Raw genomic sequence first — 22864 nt, 5'->3', positions numbered from 1 at the left:
GAGTCCGAACGGTCGGGCCTCTGGCGCCGGATCGGATCAGGGATCCCCACTTGGTGGGAAGGGAACGTTCAAGAATAAAACGCTTCTTTCCGCATTGTGCTGCCCCTCACCCTTACCCTCTCCCCGTAAGAACGGGGCGAGGGGGACTTCGAGCGGGTACTTTGGTCTGGGAGCATCGCATCTCGCCCAATCGTGGAGCGAGATGACCGAACTGAGAATCAATCGCAGCGCTTGCGCCCCCTCGCCCCGTTCTTACGGGGAGAGGGTAAGGGTGAGGGGCGGTATCACCTATCAAACAAGGCACCTATTGTTGCGAATGTCCTAAGGAGCACAATCGTTCCTTCCCCAAAGTCCGGGGAGGATTCCCGCCTCCTAGCCAGCGGCGCGAAAGTCCGTGAATTCGGCGCGCTCGGCCTTTCGGATGCAATACATCCATAGATTGAATTTCATTGTTGACACATAATTGTATACATGTGAGGCTTTGAATCGTATCCGACAGAACCGCCTGCAAGGGAGATGTCGATGGATGGCGATAACCACCCCGTCCTCAGGGTGCGCAATCTCAAGACCGGGTTTGCCACGCCGGCAGGCATGGTGGTGGCGGTCGATGGCGTCGATTTCGATCTCCATCGCAACGAGATCCTGGCGATCATCGGCGAATCCGGCTCGGGCAAGACCGTGACGGCCCTCTCGCTGATCCGGCTGATCACCTCGCCGCCCGGGCGCTATCTCGGCGGCTCGATCGAGATCGGCGGACGCGACCTTCTCAGCCTCGACGAGACGGCGATGGAGACGGTTCGCGGCAAGACCATCGGCATGATCTTCCAGAACCCGCGCGCCTCGCTCGATCCCTCCTTCACCATCGAATTCCAACTTGTTGAAACGCTGATGCGGCATGATCCGGCCCTCGGCCGCAAGAGTGCCCGCGCCGCCGCCGCCAAGGCGCTGCAGGAAGTCGGCTTTCCCGACATCGCGCGTGTGCTGGCGAGCTACCCTCACCAGCTCAGCGGCGGCATGTGCCAGCGCATCGGCCTGGCCATGGTGCTGGCCTGCAAACCCGAGCTTCTCATCGCCGACGAACCGACCACGGCCCTCGATGTCGGGGTCCAGGCCAAGATCCTGCTGCTCCTGAAGAAGCGCAGCCGCGAAACCGGCCTGCCGATCGTCATTATCACCCACGATATCGGCGTGGTGCGTGCCATCGCCACCCGCGTCCTCGTGATGTATGGCGGCCATGTCCAGGAGGCCGGCGAGATCGACGAGCTCCTCGCCGAGCCGCTGCATCCCTATACCAAGGCCCTGATCCGCTCCATTCCCGATCCGGATGCCCCGGCCGACACCATGCCCTTCATCAAGGGCGAGCCGCCCAATTTGCTGGCGCCGCCGTCCGGATGCCGCTTCGCGCCGCGCTGCGACCAGGCGATCGGACTGTGCCACCAGAAGCTGCCGGAGTGGCGTGCGGCCGGCCCGGGCCGGATGGTGCGCTGCCATCTCGCCGCTGCGGGAGGGCCGCAATGACCCGCCCTGCCCTGATCGAGGTGCGCTCCGTCAACAAGACCTTCACCGTCAGCAAGGGCGGCCTGTTCCGCCGGCCCGCCGCCAGCACCAAGGCGGTCAACGATGTCAGCCTGACCATCGCCAAGGGCGAGATCCTGGGCTGCGTCGGCGGCTCGGGCTCGGGCAAGTCCACGCTCGGGCGCATCATCCTGCGTCTGGTCGAGCCCGACAGCGGCGAAGTGCGCTATGGCGGCACGGACCTGCGCACCCTCTCGCGCGAGCAGATGCGGCAATATCGCCGCCGCCTGCAGATCGTCTTCCAGGATCCGCTGCAATCGCTCAATCCGCGGCGCACGGTGGCTGAGAACATCGCCCGGCCCCTGCTCAATTTCGGCGTCGCGACCGCGGCCGCCAACCGGCGCGTCGACGAACTGCTCGAACTCGTCGGCCTCGATCCACGCCAGTCCTATCGCTATCCGCACGAATATAGCGGGGGCCAGTGCCAGCGCATCGCTATCGCGCGTGCCCTGGCGCTCGAGCCGGAATTCCTGTTCCTGGACGAGCCGGTCTCGGCCCTCGACGTCTCGATCCAGGCCCAGATCCTCAACCTCCTGGCGGAGCTGAGAAAGAAGCTCGATCTCACCTTCCTGTTCGTTTCCCACGATTTGAAGATCGTCAAGCAGTTCTGCGACCGCACCATGGTGATGTATCGCGGCTGCGTGCTCGAAGAGGGCAGCAGCCAGCAGGTCTATGCCGAGCCGCTTCATCCCTTCACCCGCGACTTCCTCGGCACCGTGCTGCATCTGCGCAAGGACTCACGCTGGGAACAGGCGGCCGAGCGGGCGGAGGATCTGGAAGGCACGGCCGGGCTCACGGGATCGGGCTGCATCTATGCCGGCAACTGCGCCGAACGCTTCGAGCCCTGCACCCGATCGGCACCGGCACTGACGGCTCTCACCGGCGAAAGGAGGGTCGCCTGTTTCCGCCATAGCGGGCCCTGAACGTCCAGACACCATCCCAACGACAATCAAAAATCACGAGGGGAACCATCATGACGACAAATCATCGCAACGAACGAACGAGGCCGCACAGATCCTGGAAGGGCCTGCTGCGCGCCGGCGTGACGGCGGCGGCACTGGTCGCCGGCGGTCTTGCGGTCTTCGGCACGTCGCAGGCGTTCGCGGCCGGCAATACCATCACCTTCGCGGTGGAATCGGATTTCAGCCGCCTCGACCCGCATGCCTCGCGCACCTGGAACACCTTCAAGGTCGTGCGCCATCTGTTCGAGACCTTCGTGGAGGAGGATCTCACCAAGGGCCCCGACGTCGCGCCCAAGATCGTGCCGGCCCTGGCCGAGAGCTGGGACGTCTCGCCCGACGGCAAGAGCTATACCTTCCATCTGCGCAAGGGCGCGCAGTTCCATGACGGCACGCCTTGGAACGCCCAGGCGGCGAAGTTCAATCTCGACCGCATGACGGACAAGAATTTCAAATATTTCCAGCCCGTCTCCCCTGGCCTGATGGGCTGGATGTGGCAGGACCTCGCCGGCTATGAGGTGGTCGACGACTATACCTTCAAGATCAATCTCAAGCAGCCCAATGCCGAATTCCTGCGCCGCATGGCCGCCGGCGGTTCCGGCGCGCCGCGCATGATCAGCCCCACCGCGGTCGAGACCTATGGCAACGACAAGATCGAGCAGCACCCGATCGGCACCGGCCCCTTCAAATTCGTGGAAAGGGTGGTGGGCGAGAAGCTGGTGATCGCCCGCAACGACAATTACTGGGATCCGACGCGCAAGCCCAAGGCCGACCAGATCGTCCTGCGCGGCATTCCCGAAGTCGCCACGCGTGAACTGGCGCTAGTCGGCGGCGAGGTGGACGTGATCGGCACGCCTTCCCCCGATTCCCTCGATTTCCTCAAGCAGCAGGGCATCCAGATCATCTCGGGCCAGAGCCCGATGATCTATGTGCTCTGGCTCAACCACAAGGACGAGCATTTCAAGGATGTCCGCGTGCGCAAGGCCGCCTGCATGGCGATCAACCGCGACGACATGGCCAAATATCAGCGCAAGGGCCTGGCACGTCCGGCCTATGGGGTGCTCAATCCAGGCGGTCCGGGCTTCGATCCGGCCTACAAGGACTGCAACTACGATCCCGAAGGCGCCAAGAAGCTCCTGGCCGAGGCCGGCTATCCCAACGGCTTCACTACACGGATGGACTGGACCTTCGGCGCCGGCGCCGACGTCAACACCAAGGGCGACGCCGAATGGCTGCAGCGCGATTTCGAGAAGATCGGCATCAAGGCCAGCATCGAGATGTTCGACAACAACACCTTCTGGGAGATGATGTCGAAGGGCATGCGCGAGGGCACCGGCCTGACCTCGGCCTCCTGGGGCGAGAGCACCTTCGCCTGGCTCGACCAGATGGTTGCTACCACCGCCCTTCCGCCCAATTGCTGCAATTCGGGCTATTACAACAATCCCAAGATCGACACGCTGCTGTCGGAAGCACGCGGGTCCGCCTCGGCCGAGGCCATGGACAAGAAGCTGCATGAGGTGCGCGACGCCATCGCCACCGACATGGCCTTCACCTCCTATTACACGGCCGACTCCGTCTATGCGGCAAGGCCCGAGGTGAAGGGCTTCGTGCTGGCGCCGCAACATTGGTTCGACCTCACCGGCATCACCAAGCAGTAGCAACAACCTTCGTCCAGTCGCCGCCGCCGAGATTTCGGTGTTCGCGCATCGACGCCGAGACGGGCAAAGCGCGACGATCCCTCCCCGGCTTCGGGGAGGGTGGGCCGGCAAAGCCGGCTCGGGTGGGGTAGCGTGGCGCTCAGGACTGCCAATTGGTCCATGTCGCGCCACTCTCCCCCATCCGCCGGTGCTGCACACCGGCACCTTCCCCGAAGTCGGGGAAGGATCTCCGCGTTCCATCCGGCTGGGTCGAGATGCGTGAATCCGAAGGCTCGGTGGGGACGGCCAGATGTGCCAATGAAGGGCTTTGCCATGTCCATCTTCGCCTTTGCCGGCAACCGGCTGCTCTATGCCATCCCGGTGCTGCTCGGCGTGACGCTGGTGGTGTTCCTGTCGCTCCAGCTCATTCCCGGCGACATCGCCCTGACGCTGCTCGGGCGCATGGCCACCGAAGCGCAGCTCGAAGCCCTGCGCCAGCGCCTCGGCCTCGACCAGCCGCTGATCCTGCAATATCTGCGCTGGCTGTGGCATCTCCTGCACGGCGACATCGGCAATTCCGTCTCCCAGCAATTGCCGGTGGTGCAGATCCTGCTGCCCAAGATCCTCAACTCGCTCATCCTGATGGCCGGCAGCCTCGTGATCGTGCTGGCCTGCGGCTTCGGCCTCAGCGTGATCTCGGCCCCGCGCTTCCGCAGCCTGACCGACAAGTCGGTGGTAGCCCTCACTTTGGTGCTGGCCTCCCTGCCGGTGTTCTGGCTCGGCATCGTGCTGCTCTATTTCTTCGGCTTCAAATGGAAGCTCTTCCCGATCTCTGGCATGTACAACATGATCGATCCCGGCGGCCTCGGGCAATTGCTCCATCATATGGTGCTGCCGGCAATCGCTACCGCGGCCTCCTCCATCGCCGTCGTCACCCGCGTCACCCGTTCGCGCATGCTCGACGTCCTCGGCCAGCCCTATATCCTGGCCGCCCGCGCCCGCGGCCTCAGCCGCCGGCAGATCGTGCTGCGCCACGGCGTGCGCAACACGTTGCCGACCTTCGCCAGCATCGGCGGCCTGCAGATCGGCTATCTGTTCGGCGGCGTCATCTTCACCGAGATCATCTTCAACTGGCCCGGCATCGGCCAGCTTCTGTTCGACGCCATCATGCAGCGCGACGTGCCGGTGATCCAGGGCTGCGTGCTCGCCGTCGCCATCGTCTTCGTCCTCGGCAACCTGGTCTCGGACGTCGTCGTCCACGCCCTCGATCCCAAGCAACGGTGAGGCTGCCATGACCGCGGTTCCTTCCCTGGCGCCGGCCAGCAAGCTCTCGCCGCAGCGCCGCGGCAATCTCTATTTCGTCTGGCGCGGCGTGCTCGGCGATCCCGTCGCCCGCATCGCCGCCGGCATCATCATCCTGCTGGTGCTCCTGGCGATCTTCGCGCCTCTTCTCGCGCCCTTCCCGCCCAACGAGGCCAATCCGGCGCTGCGGCTGAAGCCGCCCGGCACGCCGGGCCATCTGCTGGGGCTCGACCAGCAGGGCCGGGACATCCTCTCGCGCCTGATCTATGGCGCGCGCCTCACCCTGGTCTCGGGCGTCATCCCGGTGTTCCTGGGGGCGGCCATCTCGATCCCGCTCGGCCTGATCGGCGCCTGGTATCCCCGGCTCGGCGAAGTGATCATGCGCCTGATGGACGTGCTGTTCGCCTTCCCGATGGCCCTGCTCGCCATCATGCTGGCGGCCCTGATGGGCCCGGGCCTGGTCAACATGATGATCGCCCTGGTGGTGACCCTGGTGCCCTACAACACCCGCGTCGTCTATGCGGCGGCCCGCCAGGAGCGAGACCTTGCCTATGTCGAGGCTTCGCGTGCCATGGCCACGCCCGATCTCAAGATCCTGTTCGTGGAAATGCTGCCGAACGTGGTGGCAGCCTCCGTCGTCTATAGCTGCACCATCGTCGGCGCCGTGGTGATCACCGCCGCCGGCCTGAGCTTCCTCGGCCTCGGCGTGCAGCCCCCGATCGCCGAATGGGGCATCATGACCAGCGAAGGCCGCAGCTTCGTGTTCGTGGCGCCCCATATCGCCGCCATCCCGGGCCTCGCCATCACCATCCTGGTGATGGCCTTCAACCTGCTCGGCGACTCCCTGCGCGACTCCCTCGATCCCAAGACGCGCCTGCAGCTGGTCAAGCACCGGGCCGATCCGGCCGACAAGGAGCACTGAGGCCATGCTGACCCTGATCAAGGATGCCCGCGTTCTCACGCTCGACGAAGCCGATGGCGAGCATTTGAGGGCCGACATCCTCATCCGCGGCGACACCATCGAGGCGGTCGCCCCGGATCTCACGGCTGAGGTCACCACCGACGGGGTGCGGGTGATCGAGGCCGCCGGCAAGCTCGCCATGCCGGGCCTGGTCAACGGCCATTTCCATTCGCCCGCCAACTTCATGAAGGGCGCGCTCGACAACTGGCCGCTCGAATTGTTCATGCTCTACGAAGTGCCGCCGCTGATGCGCGAGGTCGTCTCCGCACGCTTTGCCTATGTGCGCACCATGCTCGGCGCCATGGAGATGCTGCGCCAGGGCGTGACCTCCGTGCATGACGACTGCTTCTTCGTGCCCGTGGTCACGCAGACCGAAGTCGACAATGTCATGCAGGCCTATGAGGATGCCGGCATCAGGGCCACGGTGACGCTCGACCAGCCCAATGTGATCGAGCACGCCAAATACCCCTTCCTCAAGGATCTGCTGCCGCCCCACCTGCGCGAACGCATGGAAGCGGTGCCCCTGATGTCGGACGCCGACCTGCTCGCTCATTACGGGGGCTTCCTCGAGCGCTGGCATGAACGCGCCGGGGGGCGGTTGCGCTGTGCGGTCTCGTGCTCGGCGCCCCAGCGCGTCACGCCTTCCTATTTCACGGCACTCGGCGCCCTCGCCCGCGAGCGTGACCTGCCCTACAACATGCACATTCTGGAAACGCGCCTGCAGCGCGTGCTCGGCGAGATCAATTACGGCAAGTCGCTGATCCGCCATGCCCATGAGAGCGGCGTGCTCAACGAGCAGGCCATGGTCATCCATGCCATCTGGATCGACGAGGACGACCTGGCGCTCCTGGCCGATTCCGGCTGCTCGATCGCCCATAATCCCGTGTCGAACCTCAAGATCGGCAGTGGCATCATGCCGTTCAGGCGGCTGCGCCAGCGCGGCATCAATGTCTGCCTCGGCAATGACGAGGCGGCCACCGATGACGGCATCAATCTGTGGACCGTCGGCAAGGTCGCCGGCCTGGTCCACAATGTCGCCGATCCCGATTTCGACCATTGGCCCCTGCCCCTGGAGATCCTGACGGCGCTGACCTCGGCCGGCGCCAGGGCCATGCGCCTACCCCGCCCGACCGGGCGGCTGGCACCGGGCTGGCAGGCCGACATCATCCTGCTCGACCTCGACAGCTTCGCCTTCACGCCCCTCAACGACCTCAAGCGCCAGCTCGTCTATTGCGAGAACGGCTCCTCGGTCACCACGGTGATGGTGGGCGGGCGGATCGTCGTCGAGAACCGCCGCCTGCTCACCGTCGACGAGGACGCCCTCAAGCAGGAAGCCCGCCTCCTGGCCGGCGAATTCGCCGACTACATGGCCCGCTGCAAATCCGCCGCCGACGAACTCGAACCCCACTACCGGCGCATGTACCGGCAGGCGCTCGCCACGCCGATCGGCCTCAATCGCTGGGCCGGGCCGATGACGCCCTGACTCTCCTTTGCATCTCATCCCGAACGGACCGGAAACCATGACCACCACCAGAGTGAAAGCGCGCTATGTGATCGGCTTCGACGGCGAGCAGCATCGCACGCTCGTCGATGCCGAAGTCGTCTATCGCGGTGATACCATTGTCTTCGTCGGGCACGGCTATCAGGGCGAGATCGACGAGGAAATCGACGGGGGCAATGCCATTCTCGGCCCGGGCTTCATCGACCTCAACGCCCTGGGCGATCTCGACACCACCATCCTCGCCTTCGACAACCAGCCCGACTGGGCGAAGGGGCGCGTCTGGCCGGAGGACTATCTCGCCGCCGGTCCGATCGAGATGTATTCAACCGAGGAACAGATCTTCAAGATGAAATATGCCTTCGCGCAGCTGGTGCGCAACGGCATCACCACGGCCTTGCCGATCACCTCGATGTTCTACCGGCAATGGGCGGAGACCTATGACGAATTCGCCCGCTCGGCCGACAGCGCGGCCGAGATCGGCATCCGGGCCTATCTCGGCCCCTGCTACATGACCGGCGTCACCGTCATCCGCCAGGACGGCAGCTTCGATACCTTCTGGGACGAGGAACGCGGCCTCAAGGGGCTGGAGACGGCCAGGGCCTATGTCCGCGCCCATGACGGCGCGCATGGCGGACTGATCCGCGGCATGCTGGCGCCCGACCGCATCGAGAATTGCACCCCCGAGCTGCTGTTGCGCTCGGCCCGCATCCGCGACGAGCTCGATTGCCCGATCCGTCTGCATTGCTGCCAGGGCATGGACGAGTTCGAGACGATCGTCGAGCGTCACGACAAGACGCCGGTGGAATGGCTGGCCTCGCTCGGCTTCCTCTCCAGGCGCTCGCTGCTGCCGCATGGGGTCTACCTGACCGGGCACAGCAAGGTAGCGCGAACCGGCGACGATATCGGCCTGCTGGCGCAATCCGGTGCCGCCCTGATCCATTGCCCGCTGGTGCTCTCGCGCTATGGCGGCGCGATGGAATCCTTCGCACGCCTCAAGCGCCAGGGCATTCCGATCGGCCTGGGCACCGACACCTTTCCGCCCGACATGGTCGAGAACATGCGCATCGGCATCAGCCTGTGCCGGGTCGCCGATGCCGATGTCGCCGCCTGTTCTTCGGCCGATTTCTACAATGCTGCCACCCTGGTGGCCGCCGACGCCCTCGGGCGACCCGATCTCGGCCGGCTTGCCGCCGGCGCCAAGGCCGACATGACATTGTTCGAGCTCGGGGCCTTCGAGCTCGGCCCGGTCATCGATCCCATCCAGACCATGATGCTCAGTGGCACCGGCCGGGATTTCAAGACCACCATCATCAACGGTCGGGTGGTGATGCGCGACCGGCAACTGCCGGGCATCGACCTGGAAGACTATCGCCAGCGAGCCCAGGCCCAGTTCGAGCGGCTGATCGACAAATATCCGCTGCGCACCTGGCGCCATCCCCCGGTCGAGGAGATCTTCCAGCCTTCATTCAAATTCGCCTGAGCTGATCGAACCGGTCCTGGCTTTGCGGTTGGGGAGCGTTCGCTTCCTGCCTCAGCCAGTCTGTGAACAGGTCGACGGCCGTCTTCCTCGCCTTGCGCCGGGGTGCAATGAAGAAATAGGCATTTTGCGTGACGATCGCTTCGTTCGTCAGCCTGACCAGCCGGTTTTGCGCGAGCAGGTCCTCGACGAGCCGGCGCCAGCCAAGAGCGATGCCGTGGCCGTTCAAGGCGGCATAGATCGCTTCCGTGTAGAAACTGCAATGCATGCCCGAGCCCTTGCTCGGCATCGGCACGGAGAACGCCGCAAACCACTCGGCCCAATTGGTCCAGGTGGGATCGGCCGTGTCATTGGTGATCAGGGGATGGCGCGTGAGCTGGGCGAGATGCTCGATCTGACCGATCTCTTGCGCATAGTCTGCGCTGCAGATGGGAAAGATCTCGTCGCGAAAGAGGAATTCGGCGTCCCCATCCGGCCAGAAACCGCTTCCGAAGCGGATGGCGAGGTCGACGTCCTGGCCATCGACCTTGACGGCATTGTCCTGCGTGATGATGCGCAGCCTGATGGCGGGATGGGCTTTCGAGAACGAGGAAATGCGGGGGAGAAGCCAGAAATGGGAGAAGGCGATCGTCGCTGCGATGGCGAGGTCGTCCTCCGCTTCCTCCTTTGACCAATCCGAGATCGTCTCGGCGATGAGATTGAAAGCCGTCGTGGCCGTGGACGAAAGCTGCCTTCCCTTCTCCGTCAATTCGACCCGTCTGTGCAGGCGCCGGAACAGGGGAAAGCCGAACATATCCTCCAAGAGATGGATCTGGCGGCTGATCGCCGCCTGGGTAACGCCCAGTTCCGCCGCCGCCCTGGTGAAGCCGCCCAGGCGCGCCACCGCCTCGAAGGCGGTGAGCGCGGTGAGCGGGGGAAGCTTTCGCCGCAGATTGGCCATGGCTCATAGCTCTCGGAAACTCTTGCCCAGGAAGGCGTTTCACAGCCCACGGCAGCATAGAAGGGCAGCGTAGATACGCATTACATTGAGTTATGGCAAACGTAAACATTTATGCCGTTGAGAGGGCGGTTTCATGCGCGCAATATGGGGCCAAATCTGGTGATGAAAACTCATGCTCAACACATTCTCATCTGCGATCTCTCCCCTCCTGGACCAGCGCATGCCGGGCCATGCCCTCCCCGCCGGTCTCTACACGCGCGAGGATGTCTTCAAGGCAGATCTCGACGTGTTCTTTCGCCGGCACTGGATCTATGTCGGCCTGGAATGCGACGTTCCCGAGCCGGGCGACGCCCATGTGATCGATCTCGGCAGCTCCAGCATCATCCTGCTGCGCGACGACGACAGCCAGATCCGGGTGCTTCACAATGTCTGCCGCCATCGCGGCGCCCGCCTGCTGGACAGCGGCACATCCATCGTCTCCAAGCTCGTCTGCCCCTATCATCAGTGGACCTATGAGCTCGATGGCGAACTTGCCTTTGCGCCGCATATGGGCACGGGCTTCGACAAGACCTGCAAGAGCCTCAAGCCGGTCCATTTTCGGTCGATCGGCGGCCTGATCTATGTCTGCCTCTCGGACAATCCCCCCGAGGACATCGGCACGCTCGAAACCGTGATGCGGGAGCGCCTGGCACCCTACGATATCGCCAACAGCAAGGTCGCCTTCCAGAGCGAGATCATCGAGAAGGGCAATTGGAAGCTCACCATCGAGAACAACCGGGAATGCTATCACTGCTCGTCCAATCATCCCGAGCTCTGTGTTTCCTTCATCGATCTCGATTTCGGCTTCGATCCGGCCAGCCTGAGCCCCGAGGACCGGGAAGAGGCCGAGCAGCACCAGGCCCTCTACGAGGCGCGTACCAAGGCCTGGGAGGCCGAGGGCTATCCCTCGGCAGCCGTCGAGCAACTCGTCGACTGCGCCACCAATTTCCGTACGCAGCGCCTTATCATCGCAGGTGCCGGCGAATCCCAGACGCCGGACGCCACTGCCGCCTCGTCCAAGCTCCTCGGCTCGATGACACGCAAGGATCTCGGCGACGTGCATCTGTGGGGCCATAATTGCTGGCATCATTTCATGGGCGACCATGCCGTGTGCACGATGATCATTCCCCTCAGCGCCGACGAGACGCTCGTCCGCACGAAGTGGCTGGTGCACAAGGACGCCGTCGAGGGCCGCGACTACGATCTCGACAAGCTGACCAGCGTGTGGGTCGCCACCAACGAACAGGACGCGCAACTGGTCGCCCGTTCCTATTCGGGCGTCGTCGACCCCGCCTATGAACCCGGTCCCTACTCCCCCTTCACCGAGGGCCAGCTCGACAATTTCGTCACCTGGTACATCGATCGGATGCGCGCCAATGGCTACTGACAGCTCGTTGCAGACTGGCGCTGGTATGGCCGTTGCACTGCACGCCGAAGCATTCGACCAGCTCCTGTGCGTCGATGTCCATGACGAAACGCATGACGTGAAGAGCTTCACCTTCCTGTCACCCGACGGCAAGGCCTTCGATTTCGAGGCAGGCCAGCATCTGTCGCTCGAACTGGAGATCGACGGCCTACCTGAAAGCCGCTGCTACAGCATGTCGTCCTCGCCGGCGAGGCGAAAGGCCATCACCGTCACCGTGAAGCGCACCGAGGGCGGCCGCGTCTCGAACTGGCTGCACGACAATCTGGTTGCCGGCATGACGGTCAAGTCCATGGGGCCGCTTGGCGCCTTCGTGCGGCCGGCGACAGCGCCGGCCAAGCTTGCCTTGCTGTCGGGTGGCTCGGGCATCACCCCGCTGATGTCGATCGTCAGGGACATTGCCGACTCCGCGCAAGCCGCGGACGTGGTGTTCGTCCATGCGGCCAGGACACCCCGCGATCTCGTCTTCCGTGACGAACTCGGCGTGCTGGCGAACCGCTTGAAAGGCCTGCGGCTCATCCTGCTTCCCGAGCAGGTCACCGGCGAACCATCCTGGCCGGGATTGACCGGGCGGTTATCCAAGGCATTCCTGTCGCTGGCCATTCCGGATCTCGCGGATCGGGTCATCATGTGTTGCGGCCCAGCGCCCTTCATGCAGGCTGTCCGCTCCTTCAGCGCCGAATTGGGAAGCCCCGCCCAAAACTATTACGAGGAGAGCTTCGATGGTGCCGGCGTCGAGGAGCCGCCAGCCGAAGTCCTGCCGCAGGCGAGAGCCTTCAAGGTCGAGTTCGCCAAGCAGTCGCGCACCATCGAGGTGGCCGACGGGCAGACGGTGCTGTCGTCGGCCAAGAAGGCCGGCATCCGCCTGCCCTCCTCCTGTGCCAACGGCCTGTGCGGCACCTGCAAATCCAAGCTCGTCAGCGGCAGCGTCGACATGCAGCACAATGGCGGCATTCGCCAGCGCGAAGTCGAGGCAGGCTTCTTCCTGCCTTGCTGCTCGAAGCCGCTGAGCGACCTGGTGATCGACAGATAGCCCCCGGTGCGGATCCTACCGACCGCAATGGCCGTGCCGATCGCAGACATCCTTACCCATAAGTGCTGACCATACGAGGATGTTGCCGAATCGGACTGTCGATCTCCAGATCGACAGTCCTGGATATGGCGCGCTTACTGAAAGACCTCTGAAAGAAAGATGTCGATTCGGGGATCGACACGCCAGCGCCCATGGCCAAGGATGCCTGCGATCCCGGGAAGAGGCGATTTCGGTCCAAGATGCTACAATGACTTGAGTACCTTCCCACCCGGAAGCGGGAGGGCATTCACGTGTGTCCATCGCAGTCCTGGTTTGCCGCGTCCCGGCAATGGGGCACTATCAGGGTCGACAAGGCGCCCGAATGCGGTTGCAGATCTGTACATTTATGTCTACTAAATCGACACAATTGACGCTATGCTCGACATCTATGTGCATTTCGCCTGATCGCCGATTTGCCGTTTGATGGGGGCGTTTCATGGAACAGATTTTGGGCGAAACGGGCTGGCGGGGCTCGGCAGAAGTCTGGCTGGAGGCGGCCTATGAACTCCTGCTCGAATCCGGGGTCAGTACGGTCAAGATTCTGCCTCTGGCCAAGAAACTCGGCCTGTCGCGTACCAGCTTCTATTGGTTCTTCAAGGATCGCGAGGAACTCCTCGGCGCCCTCATCGCGCGCTGGCGCGACAAGAACACCGGCAACCTCGTCAAGCAGGCGCAGGCCTATGCCGAATCGATCGCCGAGGCGATGCTCAATGTCAATGATTGCTGGATCGACAAGAGCCTGTTCGACGCCCAGTTCGAATTCGCCGTACGCAGTTGGGCTCTCGAATCCTCGGACATCCTCGCTGAAGTGAGGACTGCCGACCAGATCCGTCTCGAAGCGCTTGCGCAGATGTTCACACGGTTCGGCTACACCGCCATCACGGCCGACGTGCGGGCCCGGACGACCTATCTCACCCAGATCGGCTATATCTCGATGCAGACGCAGGAAGATGTCGGCGTTCGCATGAAGCGCATTCCCGAATATGTCGAGATCTTCACCGGTGTCCGGCCTGAACAGCGCGAACTCGATCGGTTCCACGCCAGGCATGACTTCAGGGCGTAACTTGTTTCGGGCCCCGATCAGCCCAGGGCTCCCTCAGGGCCGGTTACCCGCCTGCAAGGCCCAGAAGGCGAACAGCGGCGTGTCGAGCGAGCGCATCGCATGCCTGATACCGGGCCTGTTGTAGAACGAGCCGCCAATCCCTGGCGAAAACCAGTCTCCCTCCCCCTGCCGGAACTCGCCGTCCGACAATACCAGATAGACCTCCTCCGGGGCATGGTCATGGTCGGGATAGCGTACCTTCGGCGCCATCAGCGACACGCCGAGCCAGACGTCCCCGCGTTCCTCCAGGCCACCGGGGCCCAGAAGCATCGCATTGGCGTGCCCGTCCTCGAAATTGGTGCTGGCCGTGCCGTCATTGTTCGGACGTCGGCGCCATTGGAGGTCGGGCTCGACCGCCCTGAAGCATTCCAGCAGCCTGACGAGCGTCGTGTGGCCTGTTTCGAGCCCAAGAGCCTGATCGAGATGCTCGCAAGCCGGAAGGCGAGCGCCAGCGCCTGCTCTTGCCTCCCTTGGCTCTTCCAGCACCCTGAAGATCTCTCCGATGGACCGGCGTGCCTCGGGGGCCTGCGCGAATTGACCGAAAGCCTCCCGGGCTGCATCGACGAAATTCTGAAGGACCATGCTCCGCTGCGTCATCGAAACCCTCGCGATCAAATATCCTTGGCCAGCCTGAGGCCATCATAGATGGCCGCATGGGTATTGCGAGCGGCAACCGCATCACCGATGCGGAAGAGCTGGAACTGGCCCTCCCCGTTGCGAACCACGGATTGGGGCTGGCCGGCGATCAATTGCTCGTAGGACATCTCGCCGAGATTGCTCGAGGACGGCTTCAATTCGAAATAGAGGTCGTCGAGCGGGATCGTGCCGTGATTGACGACGATCTGGTCGAAGCTGCGCTGCCTGACAATGCCGCCATAGTCGCTGCCGATGTGGGCAACCAGCTGGTTTCCCGCCTTTTCGACGGCAAGCAGGCGATAGGTGACGGTGAAGGTGACATCCAGCTTCTGCAGGGAACGCATATAGGGCACGAGGTTCATCGCCATGACCTCGGGCGCGAAAGAGCGGTCCGGCGTCATGATCTCCACCTTCGCCCCGGCCTGCGCCAGGATCTCGGCAGCCTGCAAGCCGGCATGGTCGCCGGCATCGTCGAAGATGAGCACGTTGGAACCGGGTTTGACATCGCCGGAGATGATATCCCAGGCGGAGACGACGAGCTCGTTGCCCTTGGAGAGCACTTCCGTATGCGGCAGCCCGCCGGTGGCGACGATCACCACGTCCGGCTTCTCGGCCCCGATGCTGTCGGCATCCGCCCAGCTGTTGAAATGGAAGGTCACGCCCAGCTTCTCGCACTGGCTCATGCGCCACTCGATGATGCTGATCATCTCCTTGCGCCGCGGGCTCTGGGCAGTGAGCCTGACCTGCCCGCCCGGCTTGCCGGCAGCCTCGAAGACGACGACCCGGTGCCCCCGCTCGGCAGCGACGCGGGCCGCCTCCAGGCCCGCCGGACCGGCGCCGACGATGGCGACGGTCTTGCGGACTGCCGCCGGCTGCAGGGCATGCGGCATGGTCAGCTCGCGGCCGGTGGCCGGATTGTGGATGCAATAGGCGGCTCCGCCCTGATAGATGCGGTCGAGACAGTAATTGGCGCCGACGCAGGGCCGGATGTCGTTCTCGCGTTTTTCGATGATCTTGCGGACCAGATGCGGATCCGTCATGTGGGCACGTGTCATCCCGATCATGTCGACCTTACCTGCGGCGATGGCGTGACGTGCCGTGGCGACATCCGGAATCTTGGCGGCGTGGAAGGTCGGAAACTGCGTAGCAGCGCGGATCTCACCCGCGAAATCGAGATGCGGCGAGTTCGCCATGCCCTGGATCGGAATGACATCGGTCAGCCCGGCATCGGTATCGATATGGCCGCGGATGACGTTGAGAAAATCGATCAGGCCGCTGTCCTTGAGGCGGCGTGAAATCTCCAGCCCCTCTTCCTTGGTCGTGCCGCCTTCCAGCTGCTCGTCGGCCGTGTAGCGCACGCCGACGATGAAGTCGGGCCCGACCCGTTCGCGAATGGCCTTCAATACGTCGAAGCCGAAGCGCAGGCGATTTTCGAGCGATCCGCCATAGGGGCCATCCAGTTCGTTGGTGAGCGGTGACCAGAACTGGTCGATCAGATGGCCGTAGGCCTCGAGCTCGATGCCATCCATGCCGCCGGCCTTCATGCGCTCGGCCGCGTCGGCGAAATCCTTGATGATGCGCGCGATGTCCCAGTCTTCCAGCTTCTTGGGAAAGGCGCGATGCGAGGCTTCCCTCTGGTGGGACGGTGCCACGACAGGCAGCCAATCGCCCTTGTCCCAGCGCGTGCGGCGGCCAAGATGCGTGAGCTGGATCATCACCGCTGCGCCATGCTCATGAACGGCGTCGGTCAGGTCCTTGAGCCAGGGGACGATCTCGTCCCTGTAGGCGAGCAGATTGTTGAAGACCGGCGGGCTGTCCTTCGAAATGGCGGCGGAGCCCGCCGTCATGGTCATGGCGACCCCGCCCTTGGCCCGCTCTACGTGATAGGCCCGATAGCGCTCCTTCGGCATGCCGTCCTCGGGATAGGCCGGCTCATGCGAGGTCACGATGATGCGGTTGCGCAGCGTGAGATGCTTGAGCTGAAAGGGTTGCAGGAGGGGATCGTTCGACATGGCTCGGTGTCCAGCGTTGCATATGCGTCGAAAATGCTAGGCAGAATGTACACCAGTGTCAATCATGAGCTAACGAACTAGTCATGTTTTTTGACAATGGTGTACATTTTTATTGCTTCTAAACGGATACCTATGGCAGCATGTCCCCGTCCATGAGCGGCGGCGCTTTCCAACCGGAGAAACCGTGGCCGTCTCATCGCCAGCCCTGGTTCTGCGCCACCCCCATGAGCAACGCACGATGAGAGAGCCTCTGAAAATCGGCGTGATCGGCGCAAATGGCTGGCTTGGCGGCGCCATCGTCCAGGCCCTGCTCAATGCCGGCATCACCTCACCCGAGCATCTGGTCCTTTCCCTCCGTAGCGGCGAGCCGACCCGCTTTCCCGGCGCACGCTGGACCCGGGACAATCAGGACCTCGCCGACAGCGTCGATCTCATTGTCGTCAGCGTGCGCCCGGTGGACTGGCCGGCGCTGAACATCGAGGCGGCGGGCAGACTCATCATCTCCGTCATGGCGGGCATTCGCCTGGAACAGCTCGTTGCGGGCGTTGGCTCCGACCGGGTAGTGCGCTCGCTACCCAACGCCGCGGCCGAAGTACGGGCCTCCTTCACGCCCTGGGTTGCCTCTGCGGCGGTATCGGCGGAGGAGCGCCGCCTCGTGGGCCGGATATTCGAGGCCTGCGGCACCGGTGCCGAACTCGAGAGCGAGAGCGAACTGGACTATCTGACCGGCCTTGCCGGCTCAGGCCCCGCCTTTCCGGCGCTGCTGGCTACGGCGATGGCGCGTCACGCCGCCGCCCACGGCATCGAGGCGAAAGTGGCCCGGCAGGCCGTGACCCAGCTTCTCATCGGCACGGGGCGGCTGTTTGAAAAGAATGGCTATGACCCGGCGGACACGGTCGAGGTGTTTCTCGACTACCGAGGCACCACCGCCGCCGCCATCGAGGCGATGCAGGCGAACGGCTTCGACGAAGCCGTCGGGGCGGGTCTCGCCGCGGCGTTCCGGAAATCCATCAGCATGGGTCTGTCGACCTAGCTGCAAGGGGCACGGTGACGGCGGCGCACCGACAGCCTGACAAAGCCGCCTGAAGCAGAGGGATATGACCGTGAAGAAACTACTGTTGACGAGTTGCCTTGCCCTCGGCCTGGCCGGGCCGACATCGCTGGCTCAGGCGGCCGAATGCGGCTCGGTGTCCATTGCCAGCATGAACTGGCAGAGCGCCGAAGTGCTATCCAACATCGACAAGTTCATCCTCAACAACGGCTATGGCTGCACCGCCGAGATCACGGTGGGCGACACGGTGCCGACGATTACCTCCATGTCCGAGAAGGGCGAGCCCGACATCGCGCCGGAGGCCTGGATCGATCTCCTGCCGGACGTGGTCAAGCGCGGCATGGACGAGGGCAAGCTCATCACGGCCGCGATCTCCCTGCCCGATGGCGGTGTGCAGGGCTGGTGGATTCCCAAATATGTGGCCGATGCCCATCCCGACATCAAGACGATCGGCGACGCCCTCAAGCATCCCGAACTCTTCCCGGACCCCGAGGACTCCAGCAAGGGTGCCATCTACAACGGCCCGCAGGGCTGGGGCGGCACCGTGGTGACGGCGCAGTTCTACAAGGCCTACAATGCCGAGAAGGCCAATTTCAGGCTGGTCGACACCGGTTCGGCGGCGGGCCTCGATGGCTCGATCGCCAAGGCCTATGAACGCAAGAAGGGATGGATGGGCTATTACTGGGCGCCGACTGCGCTACTGGGCAAATATGAGATGGTGCGCCTCGACAACGGCTATCCGCGCGACGAGGCAGAGTGGAAGCGCTGCAATACCGTCGCCGACTGTGCCGATCCCAAGCCCAATGCCTGGGTTCCCGACAAGGTCTACACGCTGGTCGCCAAGAAGTTCTCCGAACGCGTCACTCCCGACGTCATGGACTATCTGAAGAAGCGCGCCTGGCACAACGATACCGTCAACAAGGTGATGGCCTGGATGACCGACAACCAGGCCAATGGCGAGGACGGCGCCAAGCACTTCCTGAAGGAAAATCCCGACATCTGGACGCAATGGGTCTCCCCGGCGGCGGCCGACAAGATCAAGGCCGCGCTCTGATGGCAAAAAGGCGGCGCGCATCGCGCGCGCCGCTTTCGTGACGCCCATACAAGAACAACAGGGCTGCCATCGCGGCGAAGAGGGGTTATCCGATGGAATGGTTCTACAAGTTTCCCCATATGAACGACGACAGCCTTCGTGACCTCAAGAAGGCAATCGACGAGGGGTTCCGCACGTTCACACGCACCTATGGCGATGCCATTGAGAGCTTCTTCTCGCCGCTTCAGTATTTTCTGATGCAGGCCGAGCGCTTCATGACGCAGACGCCCTGGCCGGTCATCATCCTGATCATCCTGGCCATCGCCTGGTTCGCCAGCCGCAGCTGGGCGGTGGTGCTCGCTTGCCTCGTGACCCTGCTGGCGATCGGCTACTTCGGCATGTGGGACGACACCATGCGCACGATCTCGATGATCTTCGTGGCAACGGTGCTCTCCATCGTGATCGGCATTCCCATCGGCATTCTGATGTCGCTCAATGACCGCCTGCAGAAGACGGTCAATCCCCTGCTCGACGTCATGCAGACCATGCCGAGCTTCGTTTATCTCATCCCTGTCGTCATGCTGCTGGGGATCGGCCGCGTGCCCGGCCTGATCGCCGTGGTCATCTACGCCATTCCACCCATCATCCGCCTCACCAATCTCGGCATCCGCCTCGTCGACAAGGATGTTCTCGAGGCGGCCGACGCCTTCGGATCCTCCGGCTGGCAGAAACTCAAGAACGTCCAGCTTCCCCTTGCCTTGCCAACCATCATGGCCGGCATCAACCAGACGATCATGATGGCGCTCGCCATGGTGGTCGTCGCCTCGATGATCGGCGTCCAGGGACTCGGCCAGCCGGTGCTGAAGGCCATCGCCAACCAGTATTTCACCCTCGGCATCTTCAACGGCCTGGCGATCGTCGGCATCGCCGTCATCTTCGACCGGGTGAGCCAGGCCTATGGCCGCCGCCTCCAGAAGCACCGGGAGACAGTCCATGGCTGAAGGCACGAACCAGTATGGAATCGATATCCGTAACCTTTCCAAGATCTTCGGACCAAATGCCAAGGCGATGGTTGAGCTCGTTCGGCAGGGCGCGACCAAGGCCGAGCTCAACGAACGGCATCGTCATGTCCTCGGCCTGCGCAACATCAACATCAGTATGCCGGCCGGTGGCATCCAGGTCATCATGGGCCTCTCCGGATCGGGCAAGTCCACGCTCATCCGGCACATCAACCGCCTCGTCGACCCGACAGACGGCGAGGTGCTGGTCGGCGGCGAGGACGTCGTCAAGATGAACCAGCGCGAATTGCGCGAGTTTCGCCGGCACAAGACGGCGATGGTCTTTCAGAAATTTGCATTACTGCCTCACCGCACCATCCTGGAGAACACGGTCTACGGCCTCGAAGTGCAGGGCGTGCCGCGCGCCCGGCAGGTCGAGGAAGCGATGCGCTGGATCGAGCGGGTCGGCCTCAGCGGCTTCGAGGCCCGCTATCCCAACCAGCTGTCGGGTGGCATGCAGCAGCGCGTCGGCCTCGCCCGCGCGCTTACCAACGACGCCCCGATCCTGCTGATGGACGAGGCCTTTTCCGCGCTCGATCCCCTCATCCGCATGGACATGCAATCCGTGCTCCTCGACCTGCAGCGGGAGATCAAGAAGACGATCGTGTTCATCACGCACGATCTCGACGAGGCGCTGCGGCTGGGTGACCGCATCGCTATCCTGCGCGACGGGGAAGTGATCCAGCAGGGCACGAGCCAGGACATCGTGCTCAATCCGGCCGACGACTACATCGAGAACTTCGTCAAGGAAGTGAATCGCGGCCGCGTCATCCAGGTGGACGCGATCATGTCCCCCCTCGCCGAGGGCTACGAGACAAAGGGCATGACGGTCTCGTCCGGCTCCACCCTGGAAGGCGCCATCCGGCTGCTCGCTCACCAGCCGCATGACGACGTCGCCGTCCTCGACCCGGCGGGCAAGCCCATCGGCGTGGTGAATCTCAGGCAGCTCGCTGCCGCCGTCGTGCCCTCGCACTGACGGGCGACAGCCGAGGCAAGAAATCCGGGGGGGCCGAGCCAAACGTTCTGCCCCTCGCCCCCCTCTCAACCCGCCGGATGGCCACGGTGTCCAAGCAGTTCTCCCGCCTGTTTTCATCCCTCACGATCGGCACGCGCACGCTGAGGAACAGGATCGTTTTCGGCGCCCACACTGCCAACATGGCGGTGAACGGACTGCCGACGGAGCGGCATGCCGCCTATTATGCCGAGCGTGCCAAGGGCGGTGCCGGCATGATCGTGGTGGAGCCGATGCCCGTCCACCCCGCCGCCATCCTTACCCGCGGCAATTTCCGCCCCTGCGACGACAGCGTCATCGCCCCGTTCAAAAAACTCGTCGGCGCCATCAAGGACAATGGTGCCGTCGCCATCCAGCAGCTCTACCACATCGGCGCCCATGGCGATTCCGACAACTCCTTCCATCCGCATTGGTCCCCGTCGGGCCTGCCGAGCTATCATGACAGCGACGGCTCGCACGCGATGAGCGAGGCCGAGATCTGGGAGACGATCGAGGGCTTCGTTGAGGCCGCGCGCCGGTGCCGCGCCGCCGGCTTCGATGGCGTGGAGGTCTGGGCAGCCTATCTCGGCCTAGTCGACCAGTTCTGGACGCCCTGGACCAATCGCCGCCAGGACCGATGGGGCGGCACGTTGGAGAACCGCATGCGCCTGTCGCGGGAAATCCTCACCCGCATCCGCGAGACATGCGGCGAAGACTTCATCATCGGCCTGGCCATCAGCGACGAGCCTGACTACAGCGTCGCGCTCAGCCGCGACGAACTGGCCGAAATCGTCGGCCTGCACGACCGCCAAGGCCTGATCGACTACGTCACCTGTGGTTCCGGCGGTTATCTCGACTTTCACAAGCTGATGCCGACCTTTCTCTATCCCGAAAAGCTCGGTGCGGATCTGGCGGCCAGGATCAAGGCCGTGACGACGCATGCAGTCGTCATTGCCGAAAGCCATATCCGCACGCCCGAAAATGCCGAAACGGTGCTGAGTGAAGGCTCGGCCGACCTGGTCTCTATCGTACGCGGCCAGATCGCCGACCCGCATCTGGCTCGAAAGGCCAGCGAAGATCGCGCCGCAGACATCAGGGGCTGCATCTCCTGCAACCAGATGTGCTGGGGACGCCGCTCGCGCGACTATTGGATCAGCTGCCTGATCAATCCCTCCGTCGGGCGGGAGTTCATGTGGGGCGGCGACCGCTTCGAGCCGGCCACCACGCCAAGGAACGTCCTGGTGGTGGGTGGCGGACCGGCGGGCCTTGAGGCCGCCCGCGTCGCCGCCGAGCGCGGGCACAAGGTGACGCTGGCAGAGGCCTCAAGCCGGCTGGGCGGCAATTTCCACCTCGCCGGGCTGCAGCCGCGCCGCGCCCAGATCCTCGATCTCCTTGCCTGGTATGAACGCCAGCTGCACAAGCTCGGCGTCGATGTCCGCCTGAACTGCTATATGGAGGCCGACGACGTGGCGGTGATGGCGCCGGACGCCGTCATCCTTGCCACCGGCTCCCTGCCGCCCGACACCGGCTTCCAGAAGGCCCTTCCAGCCATCGAAACGCTGCCCGGCATCGATAAGGGCAATGTCTTTTCGATCGAGGCCGTCATAAGCCGACAGACCCGCCCCGGCAAACGGGTGCTGCTGCTCGACGAAGGCGGGGGCTGGCGCGGCGGCGGAACGGCCTGGAAGCTGGCTGAGGAAGGCCACGAGGTCACCATCCTCACGCCCGATGCCTTTGTCGGCAAGGAACTGCAGCGCACTACCGCCGACGTTCCCCTGCGGCGGACCCTCAAAAAGCTCGGCGTCACCTGGCAGGTCGAGGTCAGCATTGCCGAATGGCATGGCCAGGGCGCCACGATCATCGACCATAACAGCGGCGAACGGTCGTTTATTGCAGCCGACAGCCTGGTGCTGGCCATGACCAACTTGCCGGCAAGCTGGCTTGCATCGGACCTGGCGGCCCAGGGCATATCCTATGTCGAGATCGGCGATTGCGCCGCGCCGCGCCAGGCCCCCTATGCCTTCTTCGACGGGCGAAAAGTCGCGCTCGGCCTTTGACCGGGCGCACAAAGGCACGATACCAAGGCCGTTGCGCT

18 protein-coding genes are annotated in these 22864 nt (G+C 63.8%); 15 read left to right on the top strand and 3 right to left on the bottom strand.

The window, feature by feature from the left end:
* The first annotated feature begins 522 nt into the window (after positions 1 to 522).
* The 7 genes from ACIGJE_RS28505 to ACIGJE_RS28475 all read left to right on the top strand — a co-directional run bounded on the left by ACIGJE_RS28505 (position 523) and on the right by ACIGJE_RS28475 (position 9415).
* Positions 523 to 1518: an ABC transporter ATP-binding protein gene (locus ACIGJE_RS28505; protein ID WP_483681069.1), complete on the top strand. Its 996-nt coding sequence runs from the start codon at positions 523 to 525 to the stop codon at positions 1516 to 1518.
* Entirely contained in the window at positions 1515 to 2498 is a 984-nt protein-coding gene (locus ACIGJE_RS28500) for an ATP-binding cassette domain-containing protein (RefSeq protein WP_483681068.1), read from the top strand. Before ACIGJE_RS28505 ends, ACIGJE_RS28500 begins: the two co-directional genes overlap by 4 nt.
* A 50-nt stretch (positions 2499 to 2548) precedes the next feature.
* A complete protein-coding gene (locus ACIGJE_RS28495; protein ID WP_483681066.1) occupies positions 2549 to 4192 on the top strand; it encodes an ABC transporter substrate-binding protein in 1644 nt (547 codons plus the stop codon).
* A 312-nt stretch (positions 4193 to 4504) separates the two neighbouring features.
* Positions 4505 to 5455, top strand: coding sequence for an ABC transporter permease (locus ACIGJE_RS28490; RefSeq protein WP_311944503.1), 951 nt, complete (start codon positions 4505 to 4507; stop codon positions 5453 to 5455).
* A 7-nt stretch (positions 5456 to 5462) separates the two neighbouring features.
* Complete coding sequence (locus tag ACIGJE_RS28485; protein WP_311944501.1) at positions 5463 to 6395, top strand: ABC transporter permease; 933 nt, start codon at positions 5463 to 5465, stop codon at positions 6393 to 6395.
* A 4-nt stretch (positions 6396 to 6399) separates the two neighbouring features.
* Positions 6400 to 7917 (top strand): amidohydrolase family protein, encoded by a 1518-nt coding sequence (locus tag ACIGJE_RS28480; RefSeq protein WP_483681064.1) that lies wholly within the window; start codon positions 6400 to 6402, stop codon positions 7915 to 7917.
* Between the two features lie 37 nt (positions 7918 to 7954).
* A complete protein-coding gene (locus ACIGJE_RS28475; protein ID WP_311944499.1) occupies positions 7955 to 9415 on the top strand; it encodes an amidohydrolase family protein in 1461 nt (486 codons plus the stop codon).
* Here the strand turns inward: ACIGJE_RS28475 and ACIGJE_RS28470 are convergent.
* Complete coding sequence (locus ACIGJE_RS28470; protein WP_415086188.1) at positions 9402 to 10352, bottom strand: LysR substrate-binding domain-containing protein; 951 nt, start codon at positions 10350 to 10352, stop codon at positions 9402 to 9404. The two genes, ACIGJE_RS28475 and ACIGJE_RS28470, sit on opposite strands and share 14 nt — an antisense overlap.
* Positions 10353 to 10524: 172 nt before the next feature.
* On the opposite strand from ACIGJE_RS28470, the gene ACIGJE_RS28465 reads away from it, so the two are divergent.
* The 3 genes from ACIGJE_RS28465 (at position 10525) to ACIGJE_RS28455 (ending at position 13949) form a co-directional block, all read left to right on the top strand.
* A complete protein-coding gene (locus ACIGJE_RS28465; protein ID WP_367624482.1) occupies positions 10525 to 11778 on the top strand; it encodes an aromatic ring-hydroxylating oxygenase subunit alpha in 1254 nt (417 codons plus the stop codon).
* A gap of 25 nt (positions 11779 to 11803) precedes the next feature.
* The gene (locus ACIGJE_RS28460; RefSeq protein WP_415086191.1) at positions 11804 to 12847 is read left to right on the top strand and encodes an FAD-binding oxidoreductase; all 1044 of its coding nucleotides are present in this window, start codon (positions 11804 to 11806) and stop codon (positions 12845 to 12847) included.
* 475 nt (positions 12848 to 13322) lie between these two features.
* Positions 13323 to 13949 (top strand): TetR/AcrR family transcriptional regulator, encoded by a 627-nt coding sequence (locus tag ACIGJE_RS28455; protein WP_415086193.1) that lies wholly within the window; start codon positions 13323 to 13325, stop codon positions 13947 to 13949.
* A 33-nt stretch (positions 13950 to 13982) separates the two neighbouring features.
* On the opposite strand, the gene ACIGJE_RS28450 is transcribed toward ACIGJE_RS28455, so the two are convergent.
* Positions 13983 to 14585: a dimethylsulfoniopropionate lyase gene (locus ACIGJE_RS28450; RefSeq protein WP_415086195.1), complete on the bottom strand. Its 603-nt coding sequence runs from the start codon at positions 14583 to 14585 to the stop codon at positions 13983 to 13985.
* A 14-nt stretch (positions 14586 to 14599) separates the two neighbouring features.
* The gene (locus tag ACIGJE_RS28445; RefSeq protein WP_415086197.1) at positions 14600 to 16636 is read right to left on the bottom strand and encodes an oxidoreductase; all 2037 of its coding nucleotides are present in this window, start codon (positions 16634 to 16636) and stop codon (positions 14600 to 14602) included.
* A 238-nt stretch (positions 16637 to 16874) separates the two neighbouring features.
* Here ACIGJE_RS28445 and ACIGJE_RS28440 point away from each other — a divergent pair, with 238 nt between their 5' ends.
* The 5 genes from ACIGJE_RS28440 (at position 16875) to ACIGJE_RS28420 (ending at position 22826) form a co-directional block, all read left to right on the top strand.
* A complete protein-coding gene (locus ACIGJE_RS28440) occupies positions 16875 to 17669 on the top strand; it encodes a pyrroline-5-carboxylate reductase family protein (RefSeq protein ID WP_367624485.1) in 795 nt (264 codons plus the stop codon).
* 70 nt (positions 17670 to 17739) lie between these two features.
* Positions 17740 to 18741 carry an ABC transporter substrate-binding protein gene (locus ACIGJE_RS28435; protein WP_311944490.1) on the top strand — a complete coding sequence of 334 codons (1002 nt, stop codon included), beginning with the start codon at positions 17740 to 17742 and terminating at the stop codon, positions 18739 to 18741.
* A 92-nt stretch (positions 18742 to 18833) separates the two neighbouring features.
* Entirely contained in the window at positions 18834 to 19721 is an 888-nt protein-coding gene (locus ACIGJE_RS28430; protein WP_415086200.1) for an ABC transporter permease, read from the top strand.
* The gene (locus tag ACIGJE_RS28425) at positions 19714 to 20754 is read left to right on the top strand and encodes a quaternary amine ABC transporter ATP-binding protein (protein WP_311944487.1); all 1041 of its coding nucleotides are present in this window, start codon (positions 19714 to 19716) and stop codon (positions 20752 to 20754) included. Before ACIGJE_RS28430 ends, ACIGJE_RS28425 begins: the two co-directional genes overlap by 8 nt.
* 77 nt (positions 20755 to 20831) lie before the next feature.
* Positions 20832 to 22826 carry an oxidoreductase gene (locus ACIGJE_RS28420; protein ID WP_415086202.1) on the top strand — a complete coding sequence of 665 codons (1995 nt, stop codon included), beginning with the start codon at positions 20832 to 20834 and terminating at the stop codon, positions 22824 to 22826.
* Positions 22827 to 22864: the final 38 nt, after the last annotated feature.

The organism is Labrys sp. E2SS-1L (assembly GCF_057073705.1).
This window is presented reverse-complemented; position numbering and strand designations above follow the sequence as displayed.